The sequence below is a fragment of the Flavobacterium faecale genome (assembly GCF_003076455.1).
In the GTDB taxonomy this organism is placed as follows: Bacteria; Bacteroidota; Bacteroidia; order Flavobacteriales; family Flavobacteriaceae; genus Flavobacterium; species Flavobacterium faecale.
In genome coordinates, this window is sequence record NZ_CP020918.1 from 4,125,529 (window position 1) to 4,148,615 (window position 23,087).

Below are 23,087 nucleotides of genomic sequence, written 5' to 3' on the forward strand. Positions count from 1 at the left end.
GATATAAACTATGTTTGAACAATTAACACAATTAGCACAACAATTTGGAGTAGATTCAGTAGTAAATAATGCAGCTGTTCCTAATGAAAAAAATGAAGCAGTAATAGGAGAAGCAAGCAACTCGGTAATTAGCGGATTGCAAAAAATTGTAGCCGATGGTGGTATTGATCAACTAGCTGGTTTGTTTCAAGGTAACAATGCAAAAGACGCAAGCAACCCTGTAGTACAACAATTAACACAACAACTGTCTGGAAACTTAGGTTCTAAACTTGGATTGGATAGTGGCGCAGCATCTGGTGTTGCTGCGAGTTTGATTCCGCAAATCTTAGGTTCATTAGTAGGTAAGGCTAAAGATCCAAATGACTCAAGTTTTCAAATCTCAGATATTATTGGTGCAATCTCTGGTGGTGGCGATAATAGCGGTATCATGGATACCATTTCTAAATACGGAGGTCAATTTGGACTGGATCAAAACGGAGACGGAAAGGTTGATGTTTCTGATGCAATGGACTTGGCTTCAAAAAATGGCTTAGGCGGTGTTCTAGGTGGTTTATTCGGAAAATAATCTTTCGGAAAACGATACAAAAAAGAGCAACTTTATACGAGTTGCTCTTTTTTTTTGTTCGAAAATAACTTCAGTTACCATCCAATTATTTTTTTGTAACTTTATAATCATTACAAAAGATCAAAAATGAAAAAGGGATTAGTTCTATTTGCAATCATTTTGTTCCTGCAGTACAGCTGTACGGGAACCAAATCTGCTGTAGTGAATAATAATACAACGGGTCAGGTTCTCAATGATACCGTCAAAATTGTTAATGACTCCTTACAATATGAAGTAATCATAATTGACAACGGCTACAGCACTTGGCTTGCCAGCCGAGCCCTTCCTCGTAATTATCACTCCCAGCAATTTTTAGAATTAAAAAATCAGCTTTACGTTAACGAATGGAACAATCGCGTATTACAGCCGCAACGATACAGCCCTAGTTTGTACGAATTGACCATAAACTACGACCCCTCAATAAATTATGGTTATGAGGTAAATTACCTAATTTACAACTACATGATTTTTTTTCAAAATACCTACAAACAAAAACTTTATGGTTACGTTCCTCTAAGATAATGTTCTTATATTTGTATTCATTATAAATAAAATGAAGAAATTAAAAGAACGCTGGGGCATTGAATCAAACCTTCAATTAACCATAATATTTATCGTTTTTGCTATCACTGGCTCTGCCTCTGCTTGGCTGTCTCGCTTTGCTGTGGACTGGTTTGGGCTGACCAAAGCCATGTTGGGCTTACTATACACACCTGTTCGTTTGATTTTAATCTTTCCTATTTACCAAGTATTATTAGTCTTGATTGGCTTTCTTTTTGGGCAGTTCAAATTCTTTTGGGCATTCGAAAAAAAGATGCTTCGAAGCATGGGTTTGGGATTCTTATTCAAATCATAAGTTAGTATTAAACACTAACTGTACAGCAAAAAAATCAAAAGACAGACCAACCTTCCCAATAGAATCCTAAAATTGAAGTAGTCTACCAAAAACTTGAAAGCGTTTGCGGTGTGAATTGCTACCTTTTTCCTAAATTTGACCAAAAAATAAATCCCTTGACACGAATTTTTCAAATTATAACTTATTTGCTTATTGCCTTCAGCGCCACTTCTCTATCGGCTCAAGCTCCTAAGAAAATTATTATCGAACATTCTGATTTTGCAGATGTTAACGAAGTTGAATTACCCGATGCTTTTTTACTAACCGGAAATGTTAGTGTGAACCACGACGGAATTGTATTGACTTGCAACAAAGCGTACTTCTTTAAATCAGAGAATTACATCAAAGCTTTTGGAAACGTACAAATTGTTCAAGGTGACACCTTGTTTCTAAATAGTAAATACGCCGAGTACAACGGAAACATGAAACAAGCATTTGCTACTGGAAACGCTGTGATGAGTTCGCCAGACGCTACATTGGCGACAGACACAATCAACTTTAATCGAAACACTCAAGAGGTTTATTACAACACTCTCGGGACAATAACAAATAAAGAAAATGTATTAAAATCAAAATCGGGTCGCTATTTTGTAGCGCAAAAAAAGTTTCAATTCCTTACCGCTGTAACGATTACCAACCCCCAATATGTCATCAAATCCAACCATTTGGATTATTACAGTAACTCCGGTCACTCTTACCTTTTTGGGCCTTCGACCATTACTAGTAAAGAAAATTTTATTTATACAGAAAAAGGATTTTACGATACAAAGAAAAACCTAGCCCATTTTTTGAGAAAATCATACATTAAATATGATGATCGAAGGATTGAAGGCGATAGTTTGTATTATGATCGAAATAAAGAATTTGCATCGGCTACGCGTAACGTAAAAATTACTGACACCATCAATAAAGGAATCGTAAAGGGTCATTACGCAGAAATGTTCAAGAAGAAAGACTCCCTTTTTGTAACCAAAAGAGCTGTTGCAATTAATTTGGTCGAAAAAGACTCTGTTTACATTCACGGAAAAAAATTAATGGTCACCGGTCCAGAAGGCAATCGAATCATTCGAGCATTTAACAATGTTCGTTTCTTTAAGGTTGATATGAGTGGGAAATGTGATTCGCTACATTCGAGCTCAAAAGAATCTTTGACCAAACTCATTGGAAATCCGATATTATGGAATGGTGAAAATCAAATCACGGGTGACATCATGCATCTCATAGGTGATAATAAAACGCAGAAATTAGATTCCTTAAAAGTTTTAAACAACACTTTCATGGTCTCACGGGACACGCTTGGCACGGGGTACAACCAGGTAAAAGGATTAAACCTCTATGGAAAATTCTTTGAAGGTAAACTACATGAAGTTGATGTGGTTAAAAATGCAGAGGTGATTTATTACATGCGAAACGACACCCAAGAGTTAATCGGAATTAATAAAAATGTGAGTAGCCGAATCAACATGATACTCGAAAACAATACTGCCGAGACTATTACTTTCTATAAACAAGTGGACGGAACCATATTTCCAGAAGAAGACCTTTCGCCCTATGATCGGGTACTCAAAGGAATGAAATGGCGAGGTGACGAACGAATAAAAAGTAAAGACGACATCTTTTCAGACGAAGACAATGAACTCAATGCTAAGCTAATTAAAGAAGGTCAAATAGACGAAGCAAAGGTGAATGTACCGATGAAGGTGAGAAAAGAAACTTTGAACTACGATAAAAAGAAGAAGAAAAAATAAGTATCGTTATTACGAAATTTATAAAAAACACTTCTTTAAAGCTGTCTCGAAATAAAGCGGCAGCAACGTTTAATTACCAAGAATAAAAAAATGAATTCAGATTTTATAAAATACCAAGCGCAAACATCGCCATACCCATTAGGAATGGAAGTTTCGCATGCAAAAGGATCATACATTTATGACACCAACGCAAAAAAATATTTGGATTTTGTAGCAGGAGTTTCTGCTTGCACCCTAGGCCATCAACACCCTAGAGTAAATCAAGCAATAAAAGATCAACTAGACAAATATTCTCACGTGATGGTCTATGGAGAATATTCCCAAAGTCCTGCAGTTGAATATTGCAAATTGATGGCCTCACTCCTACCTGAACCTTTAAATAAAACATATCTCGTAAACTCTGGCACAGAAGCCATTGAAGGTGCTTTGAAATTAGCAAAACGTGTCACTGGAAGAAGTCAGTTGATATCGTGCCACAATGCTTATCACGGGAACACCATGGGATCTATGAGTGTAATGGGTTTTGAGGAAAGAAAACAAGCGTACAGACCATTATTACCAGACATTGACTTTATTACGTTTAATAACGAAGCAGATTTAGAAAAAATTACCACTAGAACTGCCGGAATCTTACTTGAGACTATTCAAGGTGGTGCTGGTTTTATTGAACCCCATAATGATTTTTTGAAAAAAGTTCGCCAACGCTGCACAGAAGTCGGTGCTATGCTAATTCTTGACGAAATACAACCTGGTTTTGGAAGAACAGGAAAATTGTTTGGTTTTCAAAATTATGATATGGTTCCAGATATCCTAGTAATGGGAAAAGGAATGGGAGGCGGAATGCCAGTAGGAGCCTTTACCGCTTCATCTGAAATGATGGATTTACTAAGTCATAGTCCGAAATTGGGTCACATAACGACCTTTGGCGGTCACCCTGTCATAGCGTCAGCCTGTTTGGCAACTTTGCAAGAATTAGTTGAAACCAACTTGATGCAAGAAGCCTTAGACAAGGAAAAGCTCTTCCGTTCTCTTTTGGTACATCCTTTGATAGAAGAAATAAGAGGAAAAGGGTTAATGCTTGCAGCGATGACAAAAGATGCAAACATAACAAATGAAGTGATTTTGAGATGCCAAGAAAAGGGACTTATATTATTTTGGCTATTATTTGAAGGTTGCGCCATTCGTATTACACCACCACTAACAATTTCTGAAGACGAAATTAGAGAAGGATGTGCTATTATAAAAGAAGTAATGGACGAGGTTTCATTACTGCACTAATCAAACTGCAATGGTTACTCCTAACCGATTGTTAATTAAATTGTTCAAAACAATATTTAGTTTTCTTCCTCATAAAAATAAGGATGCCTAACTTTAAATAGGCTAAATTCTAAAAACAAAAAGTATGCAATTAAGCGAAGAAGAAGAAGATTATAACTTATCGCTATCTAAATTTGAGTCGATGCTAAAAACGAATAAAGTTTTATTCTTCGACTCAGAGGAATTTGAAGAAATCATCCTTCACTATTTAGATATGGGCAAAACTGCTCTAGCAAAAAAAGCACTTAAATTAGCATTAGACCAACACCCGAAATCGACTGGATTGAAATTGGTTCAAGTAGAAATGCTGATTTTTGAAGAAAAGCTAGAAATTGCCGAAAAGTTATTAAATGAGTTGTATGCTATAGAACCAAACAACGAGGAAATATACATTCAAAAAGCAAATATTTGCAGTAAAAGAGACCAACACGAAAAAGCGGTTGAATATCTTAATTTGGCACTAGAATTCACAGAGGATTATGCAGATGTGTATAATTTGATGGGGATGGAATACCTTTTTATGGACAATCTAGAAAAAGCTAAAGATAGTTTTATCAAATGTCTCGAAGAAGATATTGAAGACCAATCTGCATTGTATAATGTTGTGTATTGCTTTGAATTTTTGGATCAAAACCTAGCTGCCATCACTTATCTTGCGGAATATATTGAAAAGAATCCGTATAGTGAAATTGCATGGCATCAAAAAGGACGTTTGCATTACGGTCTTAAAGATTATCAAGAAGCTATAAATGCTTTTGAATATGCTACTTTGATCGATGATGAGTTCTTGGGCGCACACATGGAAAAGGCCAAAGCATACGAACGTTTGAGAAAGTATGAGGAAGCTATAGAAAGCTATAACCGTACCATTGAGCTAGACGATGCAACTTCCTATGCCCTTTTACGCATTGGAAAATGCAATGAAAGACTGGGAAACACAGCCTTGGCTTTACAATTTTACAATCAAACAGTTCATGAAGATCCGTTGTTGGATAAAGGATGGATTGCAATTACCGATTTCTACGTACGCCAAAACAATTTTCAGAAAGCATTGTTTTTTGTCAATAAGGCGCTAGCTATTGACAATCAAAACAAACAATACTGGAAAAGATTTGCAACGATCAATAAACAAATGAACCTTTTTGAAGAAGCAGAATTTGGATATAGAAAAGCAGTAGAATTTGGCGACACAGAATTAGATACCTGGTTATTTTGGGTAGATTTATTGTTGTTTCTAGGCGAATTTGATGGTGCTATCCTAACCTTGCTTCAAGCAACTGAGTTTTATCCAGAATCAAACGAAATTGAATACCGTTTAGCGGGTCTGTATTTCATGACTCAAGACACTACGAAAGCAAAATTTCATTTAAGTAATGCTCTTCGACTGAACTTCGAAAATTACATTTTACTTGAAGATACTTTTCCAGTAGTATGGGCAAAAAAGAGCGTTCGAAACTACGTTGAAAAACATAAAAAACAATAATGAGTACAGTTCATAAAAAACGATTTGGTTTATTAGGAAAAAATATTAGTTACTCTTTTTCAAGAGGCTACTTTGCAGAAAAATTTAAAGAAGGAAATTATGATGGCTGTAGTTATGAAAATTTCGATTTAGCTGAGATTACTTCCTTCCCTGAAATTATATCAAATGGCAAAGAGGAAATCAAAGGTATCAATGTAACAATTCCATACAAAGAAGCAGTTATATTTTACCTTGATAAATTATCTAAAAAAGCAGCAAAAATTGGTGCTGTAAATACAATTAAAATCACCAAAAAAGGCAAACTAAAAGGATACAATACAGATTATTATGGTTTCAAGAAATCATTGCAACCGATGTTAAAGCCTCAGCACAAAAAGGCTTTGATACTTGGTACCGGAGGTGCGTCAAAAGGAGTTGCATTTGCATTGGGCGAGCTCGGTATTGATTATACTTTCGTTTCTAGAAATAACAAAGACAACACCATTGATTACAGCCAGTTAAATGAAGATGTATTTAAACATTATCATATTATCATCAATTGCACTCCCGTAGGAACAAGCCCAGATATCGACGCTTGCCCTGACATACCATACGAATACTTTACTAGCGAGCACATTGCTTACGATTTGATCTACAACCCTGCTGAAACAAAATTTTTACAACAGGCAAAAGAAAAAGGTGCTCAAATTAAAAACGGATTACGAATGCTAGAATTACAAGCTGAAAAATCTTGGGAAATCTGGAACAAGTAAAAAAATTATACCGCATAAAAAAACCGCTTAGATCAAATCTAAGCGGTTTTTTTATGTGGTAAAAAATAGGATTATAGTCCCATTTTTTCTTTTAATGCTTTTTTCTCTGCAGACATTTCTAATGCACCGTACACACTAATTAAAGTATTTGCTACATCTTTGTTATCTTTTTCAATCTCTAATGATTTTGTCAAGTAAGGAATAACACTTTGATACAGCTTTTTCTTCTCTGCTTTCAAAACTTCATATCTCTTGTTGTCTTTATCAGAAGTACCTAATTTGTTCATTTCAGCATTGATTGGAGTTTCAGCTTCCAACTTCACACCAACTAGATTAATGTAAGCATTCATGTAATTAGGATCAACCTCGATTGCTTTTTTATAATACATTTCAGCATCAGCTTTATTTTTAGCAGTTGCACTTACAACACCTAGGTTGAATAACAAATCGGCATCGTTTGGTTTTTTAGCTAAAATCTCAGTAACCAGCTTTTTGTATGAATCAAAATCTTTTGTTTCTAGGTACAAATTAGCTTCTGTCATTGCCAAAGAAGTATCCTCTGGATTCAATGTTCTTGCTTCAACAATTACTTTTTTAGCTTCTTCGATCTTCTTTTGCTGTACTAAAATAAGAGCAATATTTTTCACAATCTCACCTTCTTTTGAAGCAACTACTTCAACTCTTGGGTTTGTATGTGTTTTCAATTTTACCATTCTATCTCTGTCTTCCTTGGTAGGAAAACCTTCTTCTTTATTCGAAACCAAACTAGTAGCAACATAGGTTTTTGATTTTCCAGTAAAGCGAATTTTTCTTAGTTCTTGTAAATCAGCTAGAGCACCATCAAAATCTTTAGCATTCAATCTAAAGCTTGAAGCATAATACAAGTTCAAAGTATCTTTTTTATCTAAATGGTAAACTTCAGTCAGTTTTTCAGCACCTTCTGCATATTTTTCCGTTTTAGAATCAGCAATAGCACTGTTAAGTAATTTGTCCTTAACTTTAGAGATTACTTTAGTCACCTCTGCAGTATACTGTTGTTTTCCAGACGCTTTTTCGATAGCAATTACTTCTTTCGCTGCTTTTGCCGCTAATAATAAATTTTTATCAGTATCAACATTTTTCTCTACTGCATCCATGTATACCGTTTCTCTTAAGTAATAGTACTGTGCTTTTTCAGCATCAGAAGCATTACCCAAAACAGATTCTACTTGACTTAATAAAGCAGGAACTTCAGTCATGTTCCCTTTTTTAATCGCTTTTTCTGCTGCTTTTAATTGATCTTTTTGAGCAAAAGTAGCTACCGATACCAACAAAGCTGATGTTAATAAGACATTTTTAGCTTTCATAAATAAATTATTTTAAAAAATTAGTTAGTTTGTTTTCTTTTTAAATATTAAGATTCATCCTCTTCATCAGATTCATCGTCTCCCTCTTCATCATCTACCACCTCTTCATCGTCGTCTTCGTCATCCTCTTCTCCGCCTTCATCTTCTAAGACTTCCAATACTGGTTTAACACGCTCTATAGCTTCCACTTCAATTACATTTCCGTCTTCATCAACAACTACTTCTTCAGCATCGTCTTTCATCACTTTTGTAACTGCAGCGATAGAATCTTTACCTTTAAGGTTAATCAACTTAACCCCTTGAGTTGCGCGTCCCATAACACGTAGATCTTCAATTGCCATTCTAATTGTTAATCCAGATTTGTTGATAATCATTAAATCATCAGCATCTGTAACAGCATTGATCGAGATTAACTGTCCTGTTTTTTCAGTGATATTCAAAGTTTTCACTCCTTTACCACCTCTATTTGTAATACGGTATACATCTTCACCATCTTCATCAACAAGCTTGGTACGTTTACCGTAACCATTCTCCGTTACAACTAAGACTTGTGTATCGTTTACAGCATCTTTATCTACAGTAATCATACCAATTACTTCATCAGTATCATCTTTTAGCGAAATTCCACGTACTCCAGAAGCTGTTCTTCCCATAGGACGAGTCTTCGTTTCTTCAAAACGAACTAACTTACCAGACTTCACAGCCAAGATAATTTGACTTTCACCATTTGTTAATTTAGCTTCTAACAATTCATCACCATCTTTAATAGTAATCGCAGCTACACCATTTACTCTAGGTTTAGAATATTTCTCTAAAGAGGTCTTTTTAACTTGTCCTTTTTTGGTCACCATCACAAGGTTGTGAGAAGTGATATAGTCTTTATCTTTTAAATCTTGTGTACATATAAAAGCTTTTACTTTATCATCGCTTTCAATGTTTACCAAGTTTTGGATTGCTCTACCTTTTGCTGTTTTGCTTCCTTCTGGAATTTCATATACACGCATCCAGAAACATTTTCCTTTTTGAGTAAAGAACATCATATATTGATGGTTTGTAGCCACAAACATGTGTTCCAAGAAATCTTGATCCCTTGTACCAGCACTTTTCTGTCCTACTCCACCTCTATTTTGAGTTTTATATTCTGTTAGATTAGTACGTTTGATGTATCCTGCGTGTGAGATTGTAATTACTACATTTTCATCAGCAATTAAATCTTCGATACTTACATCACCACCAGAATATTCAATTTGAGAACGACGTTCATCACCGTATTTATCTCTAATTTCAACTAATTCTTCTTTAATCAAAGCAATTCTTAAGTTAACATCAGCCAATAAAGCTCTTAAATGATCAATCACTTTCATGATTTCTTCGTACTCCGCTCTTAACTTGTCTTGCTCCAGACCTGTTAATTGACGCAAACGCATCTCTACAATTGCTCTAGCTTGAATATCTGACAATTTAAATCTTTCGATCAATTTACCTCTCGCTTCTTCTGTGTTGCTAGATGCTTTGATCAAGGCAATAACTTCATCAATATTATCCGAAGCAATTATCAAACCTTCTAAGATATGCGCTCTTTCTTCCGCTTTACGCAATTCGAATTTTGTTCTTCGAATAACAACATCATGACGGTGCTCCACAAAATGATGAATCATATCTTTTAGATTCAACATCTCAGGACGACCCTTTACTAATGCAATATTGTTTACACTAAAAGAAGATTGTAATTGAGTATACTTATATAAGGTATTCAACACCACATTTGGAGTTGCATCACGTTTTAAGATATACACGATACGCATACCATTACGGTCAGATTCATCACGAATATTTGCAATACCTTCAATTTTCTTATCATTTACCAAATCAGCCGTACGCTTGATCATGTCGGCCTTATTAACTTGGTATGGAATTTCGGTTACAATGATACTTTCTCTTCCATCAACCTCTTCAAAACCAACTTTAGCACGCATAACCACTCTACCACGACCGGTTTTGAAGGCCTCACGAACACCTTCGTATCCGTAAATAACTCCACCTGTAGGGAAATCTGGTGCTTTGATATGTGTAATTAATTCGTCAATATCAATATCATTATTATCGATATAAGCGAGTGTACCATTTACAACCTCAGTAAGGTTGTGCGGTGGCATATTGGTTGCCATACCTACAGCAATACCCGTTGCTCCATTAATTAATAAAGTAGGAACACGTGTAGGCATTACTTTTGGCTCATATAAAGTATCATCAAAGTTCAATTGAAAATCAACTGTTTCTTTTTCGATGTCTGCCATAATATCTTCAGAGATCTTGCGCATTCTAGCCTCGGTGTAACGCATTGCAGCTGGACTATCACCATCTACAGATCCAAAGTTACCTTGACCATCAACTAATAAATAACGCATACTCCATTCTTGTGCCATACGAACCATGGCATCATATACGGATGTATCTCCGTGTGGGTGATACTTTCCTAAAACCTCCCCGACAATTCTCGCGGATTTTTTATGGGCTTTATTTGAAAAAACTCCTAAATCATACATTCCATAAAGAACTCTTCGATGAACTGGTTTTAAACCATCTCTAACATCTGGAAGCGCTCTGGATACAATTACCGACATCGAGTAATCAATGTAAGCAGATTTCATTTCATCTTCTATGTTAATAGGAATTAACTTTTCTCCTTCAGACATAAGTTGTTATATTAAATATTATATTAGTTTCAAAACGTGCCAATATACGGCTTTTTGAATTTTTTATGCACTTTTTTGACCGCTAATTTAAACGATTTATCAACAATACCAACTAGTATTTGTTTACTAAATTAACAATTGTTTGACGAAATTTGGTTATTTTTTTTGTCTATTAGCTGACAAGACTATACAAAGGAATGATTTTTGGATTTAAAATTCTAAATCACTAAATTTACTGATACCAAATTAAAAATATGGATGATAATTTTTCACCTAGAGTAAAAGACGTCATTACCTACAGCAAAGAAGAAGCTTTGCGATTAGGGCATGACTTTATAGGAACTGAGCATTTAATGCTTGGGATCCTAAGGGATGGTAACGGAAAAGCTATAAAAATATTAAATAATCTTTCTGTAGATTTAGATCATCTGCGGAAAAAAGTAGAAATTTTAAGCCCTGCAACCCAAAGTACAGAGACAAATATCGAGAAAAAAAACCTACACCTAACACGTCAGGCTGAACGTGCTTTAAAAACTACCTTTCTAGAGGCTAAGGTTTTTCAAAGTACCTCTATTAGTACCGCTCATTTGTTGCTTTGTATACTGAGAAACGAAAACGACCCTACAACCAAGTTACTGAATAAACTAAAAATAGATTATGATGTAGCTAAAGAACAATATTTAAATATGACACCAAACGAAGAAGAATTTTTAGAAAATTTGCCTAGAGCGACTGATTCATATAATGACGATTTAGGACAAGATGACAGTCTAAAAGAAGGAAATTTCAATAATCCCGCCAATAAGTCTAACAAAAAATCAAAGACTCCGGTCTTGGATAACTTTGGGAGAGATTTAACAGAGATGGCAGAAGAAGGAAAACTAGACCCTGTTGTTGGACGTGAAAAGGAAATTGAACGTGTAAGCCAAATTTTGAGCCGACGCAAAAAGAATAATCCATTATTAATTGGAGAACCAGGTGTGGGGAAATCTGCTATTGCAGAAGGTCTTGCACTTCGTATCATTCAAAAGAAAGTGTCACGTATCCTTTTCAACAAACGTGTCGTTACTTTAGATCTAGCAAGTTTAGTTGCTGGTACAAAATATAGAGGACAGTTTGAAGAGCGTATGAAAGCAGTGATGAACGAGTTAGAAAAAAATGATGATATCATTCTATTTATTGACGAAATTCATACCATCGTAGGTGCTGGTGGAGCTACTGGCTCACTTGACGCATCCAACATGTTCAAGCCTGCTCTTGCAAGAGGTGAAATTCAGTGTATTGGTGCTACTACTCTTGACGAGTACAGACAGTACATTGAAAAAGATGGTGCATTGGAGCGACGTTTTCAAAAAATCATTGTTGAACCAACATCTGTTGAAGAAACAATTTTGATTTTGAACAATATCAAAAACAAATACGAAGACCACCATAATGTGACGTATTCACAAGAAGCGATTGAGGCTTGTGTAAAATTGACTAACCGCTATATGTCGGAGCGTTTTTTACCCGACAAAGCTATTGATGCTTTGGACGAGGCAGGATCAAGAGTACACATCACCAATATTGAAGTTCCAAAACAAATTTTAGATTTGGAGCGTCAATTAGAAGAGATTCGCGAGCTTAAAAATGTTGTTGTCAAAAAACAAAAATATGAAGAGGCAGCGAAACTAAGGGATGACGAGAAAAAATTAGAAAAAGACCTTGCAATTGCTCAAGAGCAGTGGGAAGAAGATGCCAAAAATAACCGCATCGAGGTTACCGAAGATAATGTTGCCGATGTTGTCTCTATGATGACTGGAATACCAGTAAATCGTATTGCGCAAACAGAAAGTAATAAATTAGCCAAATTACCGCAATTAATCGAAAGTAAAGTAATTGGTCAAAACGAAGCGGTTACAAAAATAGCACGTTCTATTCAGCGTAATAGAGCTGGTTTGAAAGACCCTAATCGTCCGATTGGATCGTTTATCTTTCTAGGTCAAACTGGTGTTGGTAAAACACAATTGGCAAAAGTACTGGCCAAAGAATTATTCGATTCTGAAGATGCACTAGTTCGAATTGACATGAGTGAATACATGGAGAAATTCGCAATTTCAAGATTAGTTGGAGCACCTCCGGGATACGTTGGATACGAAGAAGGTGGGCAATTAACAGAAAAAGTGCGTCGCAAACCTTATGCTGTTGTATTATTGGATGAGATTGAAAAAGCACATCCAGACGTATTCAACATGTTATTGCAAGTTCTTGATGATGGTTTCTTGACTGATAGTTTAGGTCGAAAAATTGACTTTAAGAATACCATTATCATCATGACATCAAATGTTGGTGCACGCCAATTGAAAGATTTTGGACAAGGTGTAGGATTTGGTACTGCTGCTAAAGTAGCTCAGGCCGATGACAATTCGAAAAGCATTATTGAAAACGCTTTAAAGAAAACTTTTGCTCCTGAATTTTTGAATAGAATTGATGATGTAATTGTATTCAATGCACTTGAAAAAGAAGATATCAATTTGATTATCGAAATTGAATTGCAAAAGCTATACGACAGAATAACCGAACTTGGATACAGTTTAAAACTATCTGACAAAGCAAAAAGTTTTATTGCTGATAAAGGATTTGACAAGCAATTTGGTGCTAGACCACTAAAAAGAGCTATCCAGAAATATGTTGAAGACAGTCTTGCTGAGGAAATAATTACCTCAAAAATAAATGCTGGTGACGATATTTTCATGGATATTGAAGACGGTGCGCAAGAATTAACAGTTGCTATTCATAAGGCCGATGAAGCTGCTAAATAATCAAATATTTTAGTCTTTAAATAAATGACAAACCCGTTACGTTTTCTTAACATAACGGGTTTGTTTATTTTAATCATTTTCACTTTGAATTACCGAAACAATAACTACTTTTACCCTCTACATACGCAGTAAAAAATTCAATACAAAATAACAATTATATGTCTCAAAACAAAGTCATACTCGGAAGCGAAGAATGGTGCTCCTTCCCAGAATTAGGAATTCCTACTATAAAAGCTAGAGTTGATTCTGGTGCTAAAACATCTGCACTACATGCGGTTAACATTGCTCCTTTTATTAAAAATGAAGCCAATTGGGTCAAATTTGACATTAACCCAATCCAAAACAATCAAAAAACTGTAATTCATTGTGAAGCTCCACTGATTGATAAACGTATTGTTAAGAGTTCAAGCGGTTTTAGAGAACAACGCTACGTTATTCAAACCACTCTAGAGATAGGTGGTGACAAATGGGAAATTGAAATGACTTTGACCAATCGTGATTCCATGGGATATCGCATGCTTTTGGGACGCGAGGCTATGAGCGGAAGAGTGTTGGTTGATCCAGAACAACAATACCTATTAGGCCAACCAACAGCTGAAAATTTAAAAGAGTTATATAAAAATTCTGAAAAAGCCACTACAGGATTACGTATTGGGGTTTTGGCAAGTAACCCAGAACTATACAGTAACAAACGTATCATGGAAGCCGGTGAAATGAGAGGACACGAAATGCACTTTTTAAACATCAAAGAATGCTACATGAAACTCGATGCCGAAAAACCAGAAATACACTACCGTGGAGGTATTATATTAAATCAATTTGACGCCATTATTCCAAGGATACGTCCTAGTGCTACTTTTTACGGATGTACATTAACACGTCAATTTGAAGCACTGAATGTGTATTGTTTGAACTCCTCGATGGCAATCACACAGTCACGTGACAAATTGTATTCACTACAGTTACTATTGCATAGTGGTATTGGAATTCCAACAACAGGATTTGCAAATTCACCATTGGACACCAACGACCTGATTAAAATGGTAGGCGGACCACCTTTGATTGTAAAATTATTGGAAGGTACACAAGGTAAAGGCGTAGTATTAGCTGAAACAAAAAAAGCGGCAGAAAGTGTTATTAATGCTTTCAAAAGTTTAAACGCAAATATACTTGTACAAGAATTTATCAAAGAAGCTAACGGAAAAGATTTACGTTTGTTTGTTATTGACGGAAAAGTTGTAGCAACTATACAAAGAGAAGCAATGCCAGGAGAATTCAGAGCCAATATTCACCTTGGAGGAACAGCATCTGTAATCAAAGCTACTACAGAAGAGAAGCGTATTGCAATTAAAGCCGCAAAAGCAATGGACCTAAAAGTTGCTGGAGTAGACATTATTCGTTCAGCTAAAGGGCCGTTATTATTAGAAGTAAACTCGTCTCCGGGTTTAGAAGGAATTGAAGGAGCTACAAACAAAGACATTGCGGGAGAAATGATTAAAGCTATTGAAAAAAACTTTATCAAGTCAAAATAAAAAATTTTATACCTTAAAGAAGTGAACCAATACCTTGATATTATTATTCGATCCGGTGCGGTTTACTTTTTTATGGTTATTGCACTTCGCCTTTTTGGCAAAAAAGAATTATCCCAGCTTAACACCTCCGATGTTATTCTGATACTTCTCATCAGTAATTCAGTTCAAAATGCAATGGTTGGCAACAATACCAGCTTATTGGGCGGACTATTAGCAGCAGCTGTACTATTCTTGATCAACTTTATTCTAAAGAAGCTGATGTTTCATTACAAAGACTTTAGTACTTTATTGCAGCAAAAACCCGAGATTTTAATACATGATGGAACTTTAGATTTCAAAATCCTTAGCCGTTTAAATATTACTTCAGACGAATTAAGAGAAGCAATGCGAGAACATGGTATAGAATATTTTAGTCAAGTAAAATTAGCTATGTTAGAGGTCGATGGTAATATTAGCATCATATCGGGGGATAAGAATCTAAAACAAACGCACTACAAAAGAGTGAAAAAACTTAAAAAAACAGTTTCATAAAAAAATTAATCATACAAAAAAACCCATCCTATTTTGAAATAGGATGGGTTTTGTATTTAAAAGCATTTGTACTATTAGATAAATATATTAAGTATATAGTAGACAATTGCAGCTAACAATGCCGAGATCGGAATTGTTAAAACCCATGCCCATAATAAACTCACTGTTACTCCCCAACGTACTGCAGAAACTCTCTTTGTCATTCCAACACCGATAATAGATCCTGTGATGGTATGCGTAGTACTTACTGGAATTTTTAAATGCTCAGTAAAATATAAGGTTAAAGCACCGGCTGTTTCAGCAGCAACTCCTTCAAATGAGGTTACTTTGGTAATTTTAGACCCCATTGTTTTTACAATTTTCCATCCACCACTTAATGTTCCTGCTGCAATAGCACTATAACAAGCTAACGGAATCCAAGCTGGCATTCTAAAGGCTCCACCTTCAGACGGTAATACAACATCCAACCAAGAATCCATATGTATACCTGGATTAGCATTGATATATACTGCAACAGCAGCTGCAATAATACCCATTACTTTTTGAGAATCGTTACCACCATGTCCTAAACTGAAGGCAGCAGAAGAAAGTAATTGCATTTTCTTCAAAGCAGCATCTGCTTGATGCAGATTTAAGCTACTGAATATCAAACAGAAACAACTTACTGTTAATATAATGAAAGCAACCAAGAACCATTTGATATTATGTGGTTCAAACGCAACACTCCAAAATACAGAAGTAGCGAATCGAGGCGCTTTACCATCTTTTATAATCTCCTCATAAGGGATCATTTGCACCCATACAAACCAAATCGTCGCGATCATTAAAGCGATAGTAAACAATTTTGGATAGATACTTTTTCGAGAAGCATTAAGCAACCAAATAGAAATTAAATAAGAAGCGATAGCTCCCATAAGCGGTGCTAAAACAATAAAAGCAATAATGATAAGAACCCCAGAAGGCACTCCTCCATCTTTACCTGCTTTGTACCAACTTACAATCTCGTACCAGTAGTGAGTTGCTCCATCTGCTCCTAAGTATCCTGCAAATCCGTGCTGAGCGATAGAATGCGCCAAAGCCGCACCTGCAAAACCACCAATCAAGGTATGCGAAGAACTCGAAGGAATACCGAGCCACCAGGTTAGTAAATTCCAACATATTGCTGCAATAACTCCCGCAAGAATTACAACAAGCGTAATCTCCATCGAATTTGCTGTCTTGGCAACGGTATCAGCTACACCAAAACCAAAAACCCAATAAGCTAGAAAGTTAAAAAAGGCTGCCCATAGAACAGCTTGAAAAGGCGTCAAAACTTTTGTAGCAACAACGGTTGCGATTGCATTTGCAGCATCGTGAAAACCGTTGATGTAATCAAAAATTAAGGATAATACTATAATAACTATAAGTAACGTCATAAACTTTGAACTTCAGAATGAAATTAAATTGAATTTAAGAATGCTTAACAGAGATTGACTCCAATACACTAGCTACACTCTTACACTTATCTGTTGCTGTTTCCAAAACAGATAATACTTCTTTGTATTTAATGATGTTTTTGGCATCTGTTTCATTTTCGAAAATTTCAAAAACAGCTTTGTTATAAACGTTATCTGATTTATTTTCTAATTTGCTAATTCTAGCACATGCTTCAGCAATACTTTTTAGATTCTTTAAATCCTTCAATTCTTTTACTGCAGCATCGATATGCTGACATGCTTCAAGATTGATTTCAGTTAATTTTCTGATTGATTTTGTGATTTTATCAACTTGATACAAACGCATAATGCTTGATGCACCGTGCAATTTATCTGCTACGTTATCTATCGACGTAATTAATGAGTGAATATCTTCTCTGTCAAAAGGAGTAATAAAGTTTCTGCTCAATTCTAGATTTGTTTGACGAGTAATGTCCTCACCTCTTTGCTCTAAAACATCTATTTTTTGAAAAAGTGCTTCTCTTTCTTTCAATGGTAGATTAACTGCCTCATGTAAATCAGAAGCCAATTCAATTAAATTGCTTGATGCCTCTTCAAAAAGTGGAAAAAACTTTTTGTCTTTCGGAACTAAAAACTGAAAAATACTATTTAATGACATTTTTTATCTAAGATTAATTATTTTGTGGGCAAATTTAAATTAATTTTCACACCCTTTCACAGCCGAAACATTAAATTCATATTAACTTAACCTTATGATTACATTATAAACATTTAGCAAAAAAAAGAATTGAAGACCATATTGTTTTCAAAAAAATACGTACTTTTGGTCTTATCGTTATGAGAACTACTAGAAATCAACATACTTCATTATTAACAACTTCACCTGAAGTTGTGATTTCTGCTACATTTACAACAACCACCACCCCTTTGGGGTAAACTTTTCACATATAATCTTATATTTGCATTTTCCTTACTTTTTTTTCAGGAAAGTCTTGGACGTATAAAACATAATACCCTTTTTTTTAATAAAACAAACAGAATGAAAGTATTAAAATTCGGCGGAACTTCCGTTGCCAATGCTCAAAATATAAAACTAGTTTTAGATATCGTTGCCAACAAAGCCAACCAAGATAAATTAGTTGTAGTAGTCTCTGCCCTTAGTAAAGTAACTGATCTTTTACATTTGGCAGCGACCAAAGCAGCAGCTACTGACGAAAGCTATAAAGAAATCATTGCCGAAATAGAAAAAGCCCATTTAGATACGTTAAAACAACTTATCCCTGTTGGAGAGCAAAGTGGTTTATTGAGTCATATAAAAAGGATTATCAATCACCTTGAAACTTTGCTTGACGGTTGCTTCTTATTAGGTGAATTATCTGCAAGAACCTTAGACACTATTCTTAGTTTTGGTGAATTACTTTCTTCCTATATCATAGCCGAGGCTTTAAAACAAAATTTAAAAAACAGCGGTTACAAAGACAGTCGTGAAGTAATCAAAACAAATAGCAACTTTGGTAGAGCAAATGTAAATTTTGAAATCACCAACTTGCTACTTAAAACGTTTTTTGATGCCAATGAAAATCAAGTTGTTGTAATGCCTGGATTCATTTCGTCATCAACAGAAGGAATTAGCACTACATTAGGTCGTGGAGGATCTGATTATACTGCAGCCATTGTTGCCGCGGCTCTTCATGCAGATGACTTAGAAATATGGACTGATGTAAATGGAATGTTTACTTCAAATCCAAAAATTGTAAAGCAAGCTCAACCAATTGCTACAATATCCTATCAGGAAGCGATGGAATTGTCTCATTTTGGTGCCAAAGTATTGTACCCACCGACTATTCAGCCGGTATTGAGACAAAACATACCTATATATATTAAAAACACTTTTGCTCCAGAGGCAGAAGGAACTTTTATATCCAATAATCCATTGCCAAGTGCCAATCCTGTGAAAGGAATTAGTCATATTGGCGGGATTACATTAATTACATTGGAAGGACCTGGAATGATTGGAGTATCTGGTTCTTCAAAACGCTTGTTTGAGGTATTGTCTCAATCGCAAATCAATGTAATTTTCATCACACAAGCTTCATCAGAGCATTCGATCTGTATTGGAATTATGAATGAGGATGCAGACCAAGCAGAAAGTGCGATTAATAAAGCATTTGAAATCGAAATTGTTCAAAATAGAGTTGATCCTTGTATTGTTGAAAAAAACTTGTGCATCATTGCGCTCGTGGGCGAAAGCATGAAAAATCACCAAGGATTGAGTGGAAAAATGTTTAGCACATTAGGAAAAAATAACGTGAACATTCGCGCTATTGCTCAAGGTGCTTCAGAGAGAAACATTTCGGTAGTAATTAACGAAAGAGATGTGAAAAAAGCGTTAAACACTTTGCATGAACGTTTCTTTGAAGACAACACCAAACAATTGAACCTATTTGTGATGGGAGTTGGTAATGTTGGTGAAATCTTCATTTCTCAAATTGCACAGCAAAAGAAGTTTTTGAAAGAAAACCTAAAAATCAATTTGCGCGTTATTGCTGTTTCTAATTCGAGAAAAATGCATTTTGACGAAGACGGAATCGATCTTAAAAAATGGAAAGAAGCACTGGACGAAAAAGGAGTACCTGCAGATCAAGAAACATTTGTATCGAATGTAAAAGAGCTAAATTTACGTAACAGTATTTTTGTAGACATTACAGCAAATGAAGGAGTATCTAAGTTGTATGAAAAGTTCTTAAAACAAAGTGTAGGAGTTGTGACTTGTAACAAAATTGCATGTGCCTCTGAATACAGCAATTATATTCATTTGAAGAATTTGTCTCGTCAATACAATGCTCCATTTTTGTTTGAAACAAATGTTGGTGCCGGATTACCAATTATAGATACAGTAAAAAACTTAATCGCATCTGGTGATAAAGTAAACAAAATACAAGCAGTCCTTTCGGGAAGTTTAAACTTCATCTTTAATAATTTCGACGAAAAAAATTCTTTTCACGATGTTGTTAAAGAAGCCGGCATACAAGGATTTACAGAACCTGACCCTACAATTGATTTGAGCGGTGTTGATGTAGCTAGAAAAATATTGATTCTTATTCGCGAAAGCGGAAATAAAATGGATATCGAAGAAATTGCAAACGAGTCGTTTATGCCAGCAGCTTGTTTGGAAACAACGTCAAACGAAGCCTTTTTTGCGTCACTTATCGAACATGCCCCTCACTTTGATGCTATCTATCAAGAAGCATTGAGTAAGGATTCACGATTGAAGTATGTGGCTCAATTTGAAAACGGAAAAGCTAGTGTAGGATTGCAATTCATACCCAAAGACCATCCTTTTTACAACTTAGAAGGAAAAGACAATATCGTTCTATTTTATACGGATCGTTATGTTGACCAACCATTATTGATAAAAGGTGCTGGTGCAGGAGCAGCAGTAACGGCATCAGGTATTTTTGCAGATGTGATTCGAATTGGTAATGTTTAACCCCTAGCCTCTATTGGGAAAATATACAAGTTGCTAAGATTCTAAGTCCCTAAGTTTTTTTTAGAAACTTTAGAAAATTAGAATCTTAGGAACTATAAAAGCACTTAGAAACTACACAAAAATGAATGAAATAAAAGTTTTTTGTCCCGCAACAATTGCTAATCTATCGTGTGGATTTGATGTTTTAGGTTTATGCCTAGACAATGTTGGAGACGAAATGATTATTCGAAAAACAACTGAAAAAGGGGTTAAAATCGTAAAAATCGAAGGAGCAAATTTACCTTTAGAAACGGAGAAAAACGTAGCTGGAGTAGCTTTGCTTGCGATGCTTGAAGAAGTAGAAGCAGAATTTGGTTTTGAAATCGAAATATACAAAAATATCAAAGCAGGAAGTGGTATTGGAAGCAGTGCAGCAAGTTCTGCGGGAGCTGTTTTTGGTGCCAATGAACTATTGGGACAACCTTTCAGCCGAAAAGAATTGGTGAAATTTGCCATGCAAGGAGAAAAGCTAGCCTCGGGCAATGCTCATGCAGATAACGTAGCTCCTGCCCTTTTGGGTGGATTTACGCTTGTACGCAGCTCAACTCCTCTAGATATTATCAAGATCGAAAGTCCGTCCTTATTATATGCAACGGTGATACACCCACAAATCGAATTGAAAACGTCTGATGCGCGTTCGGTCTTGAAGCAAACCGTTTCGCTAAAAAGTGCTATTACCCAATGGGGAAATGTTGGTGGATTGATCGCAGGCTTGTACACACAGGACTATGAACTTATCGGTCGCTCATTGCACGATGAAATCGTAGAGCCTTTGCGCTCTGTTTTGATTCCGGGTTTTGATTTAGTGAAGCAAGCCGCATACGAACAAGGTGCTTTGGGATCTGGAATATCAGGTTCTGGACCCTCTATATTTGCTTTGAGCAAAGGAGCAGAAACAGCCGAAAAAGTAGCGAAAGCAATGTGTGCTGTGTATGATAGCATCAATTTGCCATATGAAATTCACGTTTGTAAAGTGAATGATGAAGGAATGAGAGTAATTTAAAAAAATTAAGGAATTACGATTTGGGATTTTAGATTTTCTAAATCCTAAATCACAATTTCTAAATCCTAAATAATAAAGATGAAGTATTACAGTTTAAACCATAATGCCCCAAATGTTTCTTTTGAAGAGGCAGTAATTCAAGGATTGGCATCAGATAGAGGTTTGTATTTTCCAGAAAATATCAGTCCTTTACCAGCATCCTTTTTTGATACTATAGAAAATCTAAGCAATGAAGACATTGCATTTGCTGCGATCCAACAATTTGTAGGGGATGAAATTCCGACAGAAAAACTAAAAGAAATCATCGCTGAAACATTGTGTTTTGATTTCCCGGTAGTTCCTGTTGAGAACGGAATTTATTCTTTGGAGTTATTCCATGGTCCAACAATGGCGTTTAAAGATGTTGGAGCACGCTTCATGTCGCGTTGTTTAGGCTACTTTAACAGAGATAAAAAAGACAGCAAAAATACGGTGCTTGTCGCTACATCTGGAGACACAGGTGGCGCAGTTGCAAGCGGATTCTTAGCCGTACAAGGTGTAGAAGTAATCATTCTTTACCCTTCTGGAAAAGTTAGTGATATTCAAGAAAAGCAGTTGACGACTCTAGGACAAAATATCAAAGCGCTCGAAGTTGATGGTGTTTTTGACGATTGTCAGGATATGGTTAAGAAAGCATTTTTGGACCAAGATTTAAAACACAAAGGATTAACATCTGCCAATTCGATCAATATTGCCCGTTGGTTACCACAAATGTTTTATTTTTTCTTTGCTTATAAAGCTCTGAAAAGCCAAAACAAAAAATTAGTTTTCTCTTGTCCTAGTGGTAATTTTGGAAATATCTGTGCTGGTATCATTGCTAAGAAAATGGGATTACCAATTCATCATTTTGTAGCTTCGACCAATGTAAATGATACCGTTCCTAGATTTTTGGTAGATGGAGAATACGATCCTAATCCTTCGATTGCAACCATCTCGAATGCGATGGATGTTGGAAACCCGAGTAACTTTATTCGAATTCAGGAAATGTACCAAAATGATTTGGCACAATTCAAGAAAGATTTCTCATCGTATAGTTTTTCTGATGCTGAAACAACGGTTGCAATGCAGCACATCTATAAAAACAACGGCTATATCGCAGAACCGCATGGTGCTGTTGGCTACTTAGGTTTGAAAAAAGAATTGGAAAAGCAAGACGAAAATACGATCGGAATATTTTTGGAAACAGCACATCCTATCAAATTTTTGGATGTTGTAGAACCAGCTTTGGGTGTAACTTTACCTATTCCTCCACAAATTCAAGCAGTTATGCACGATGAAAAAGTAAGCACCAAAATCAAAACATACGAAGAATTAAAAGCCTTTTTAGATTAATATCTCTTCTCAATTAGTAAATCGACTACCTCTATCTTTGAAG

At 35.6% G+C, this 23,087-nt stretch carries 17 protein-coding genes; 13 read left to right on the forward strand and 4 right to left on the reverse strand.

Annotated elements, in window-relative coordinates:
• The first annotated feature begins 10 nt into the window (after positions 1–10).
• From FFWV33_RS17305 to FFWV33_RS17335, 7 genes are all read left to right on the forward strand, one after another.
• Positions 11–565, forward strand: coding sequence for a DUF937 domain-containing protein (locus FFWV33_RS17305; RefSeq protein ID WP_108742062.1), 555 nt, complete (start codon positions 11–13; stop codon positions 563–565).
• A gap of 126 nt (positions 566–691) precedes the next feature.
• Positions 692–1,126 (forward strand): DUF6146 family protein, encoded by a 435-nt coding sequence (locus FFWV33_RS17310; protein ID WP_108742063.1) that lies wholly within the window; start codon positions 692–694, stop codon positions 1,124–1,126.
• 31 nt (positions 1,127–1,157) lie between these two features.
• Positions 1,158–1,460, forward strand: a complete 303-nt coding sequence (locus FFWV33_RS17315) for a DUF6787 family protein (RefSeq protein ID WP_108742064.1) — start codon at positions 1,158–1,160, stop codon at positions 1,458–1,460.
• Between the two features lie 164 nt (positions 1,461–1,624).
• Complete coding sequence (locus FFWV33_RS17320) at positions 1,625–3,247, forward strand: OstA-like protein (protein WP_245891739.1); 1,623 nt, start codon at positions 1,625–1,627, stop codon at positions 3,245–3,247.
• 90 nt (positions 3,248–3,337) lie between these two features.
• Positions 3,338–4,525, forward strand: coding sequence for an aspartate aminotransferase family protein (locus tag FFWV33_RS17325; protein ID WP_108742065.1), 1,188 nt, complete (start codon positions 3,338–3,340; stop codon positions 4,523–4,525).
• 124 nt (positions 4,526–4,649) lie between these two features.
• A complete protein-coding gene (locus tag FFWV33_RS17330; RefSeq protein ID WP_108742066.1) occupies positions 4,650–6,047 on the forward strand; it encodes a tetratricopeptide repeat protein in 1,398 nt (465 codons plus the stop codon).
• Positions 6,047–6,799 carry a shikimate dehydrogenase family protein gene (locus tag FFWV33_RS17335; protein WP_108742067.1) on the forward strand — a complete coding sequence of 251 codons (753 nt, stop codon included), beginning with the start codon at positions 6,047–6,049 and terminating at the stop codon, positions 6,797–6,799. Before FFWV33_RS17330 ends, FFWV33_RS17335 begins: the two co-directional genes overlap by 1 nt.
• A 71-nt stretch (positions 6,800–6,870) precedes the next feature.
• Here FFWV33_RS17335 and FFWV33_RS17340 read toward each other — a convergent pair whose 3' ends face one another.
• Positions 6,871–8,145 carry a tetratricopeptide repeat protein gene (locus FFWV33_RS17340; protein WP_108742068.1) on the reverse strand — a complete coding sequence of 425 codons (1,275 nt, stop codon included), beginning with the start codon at positions 8,143–8,145 and terminating at the stop codon, positions 6,871–6,873.
• 47 nt (positions 8,146–8,192) lie between these two features.
• Positions 8,193–10,841: a DNA gyrase subunit A gene (gyrA, locus tag FFWV33_RS17345; protein ID WP_108742069.1), complete on the reverse strand. Its 2,649-nt coding sequence runs from the start codon at positions 10,839–10,841 to the stop codon at positions 8,193–8,195.
• A 254-nt stretch (positions 10,842–11,095) separates the two neighbouring features.
• On the opposite strand from gyrA, the gene FFWV33_RS17350 reads away from it, so the two are divergent.
• The 3 genes from FFWV33_RS17350 (at position 11,096) to FFWV33_RS17360 (ending at position 15,705) form a co-directional block, all read left to right on the forward strand.
• Positions 11,096–13,642 carry an ATP-dependent Clp protease ATP-binding subunit gene (locus FFWV33_RS17350; RefSeq protein WP_108742070.1) on the forward strand — a complete coding sequence of 849 codons (2,547 nt, stop codon included), beginning with the start codon at positions 11,096–11,098 and terminating at the stop codon, positions 13,640–13,642.
• Positions 13,643–13,800: 158 nt separating this feature from the next.
• Complete coding sequence (rimK, locus tag FFWV33_RS17355) at positions 13,801–15,174, forward strand: 30S ribosomal protein S6--L-glutamate ligase (RefSeq protein ID WP_108742071.1); 1,374 nt, start codon at positions 13,801–13,803, stop codon at positions 15,172–15,174.
• Between the two features lie 21 nt (positions 15,175–15,195).
• The gene (locus FFWV33_RS17360; RefSeq protein ID WP_425433140.1) at positions 15,196–15,705 is read left to right on the forward strand and encodes a DUF421 domain-containing protein; all 510 of its coding nucleotides are present in this window, start codon (positions 15,196–15,198) and stop codon (positions 15,703–15,705) included.
• 74 nt (positions 15,706–15,779) lie between these two features.
• On the opposite strand, the gene FFWV33_RS17365 is transcribed toward FFWV33_RS17360, so the two are convergent.
• Both FFWV33_RS17365 and FFWV33_RS17370 read right to left on the reverse strand, forming a co-directional pair.
• Positions 15,780–17,120: an inorganic phosphate transporter gene (locus FFWV33_RS17365; RefSeq protein WP_108742073.1), complete on the reverse strand. Its 1,341-nt coding sequence runs from the start codon at positions 17,118–17,120 to the stop codon at positions 15,780–15,782.
• A 34-nt stretch (positions 17,121–17,154) separates the two neighbouring features.
• A complete protein-coding gene (locus FFWV33_RS17370; protein ID WP_108742074.1) occupies positions 17,155–17,799 on the reverse strand; it encodes a DUF47 domain-containing protein in 645 nt (214 codons plus the stop codon).
• A gap of 381 nt (positions 17,800–18,180) precedes the next feature.
• Here FFWV33_RS17370 and thrA point away from each other — a divergent pair, with 381 nt between their 5' ends.
• The 3 genes from thrA (at position 18,181) to thrC (ending at position 23,044) form a co-directional block, all read left to right on the forward strand.
• Positions 18,181–20,631, forward strand: a complete 2,451-nt coding sequence (gene thrA / locus FFWV33_RS17375) for a bifunctional aspartate kinase/homoserine dehydrogenase I (protein WP_108742075.1) — start codon at positions 18,181–18,183, stop codon at positions 20,629–20,631.
• A 121-nt stretch (positions 20,632–20,752) separates the two neighbouring features.
• Complete coding sequence (locus FFWV33_RS17380; RefSeq protein ID WP_108742076.1) at positions 20,753–21,673, forward strand: homoserine kinase; 921 nt, start codon at positions 20,753–20,755, stop codon at positions 21,671–21,673.
• Positions 21,674–21,751: 78 nt separating this feature from the next.
• Positions 21,752–23,044 (forward strand): threonine synthase, encoded by a 1,293-nt coding sequence (thrC, locus tag FFWV33_RS17385; RefSeq protein ID WP_108742077.1) that lies wholly within the window; start codon positions 21,752–21,754, stop codon positions 23,042–23,044.
• The last annotated feature ends 43 nt before the right edge of the window (positions 23,045–23,087 follow it).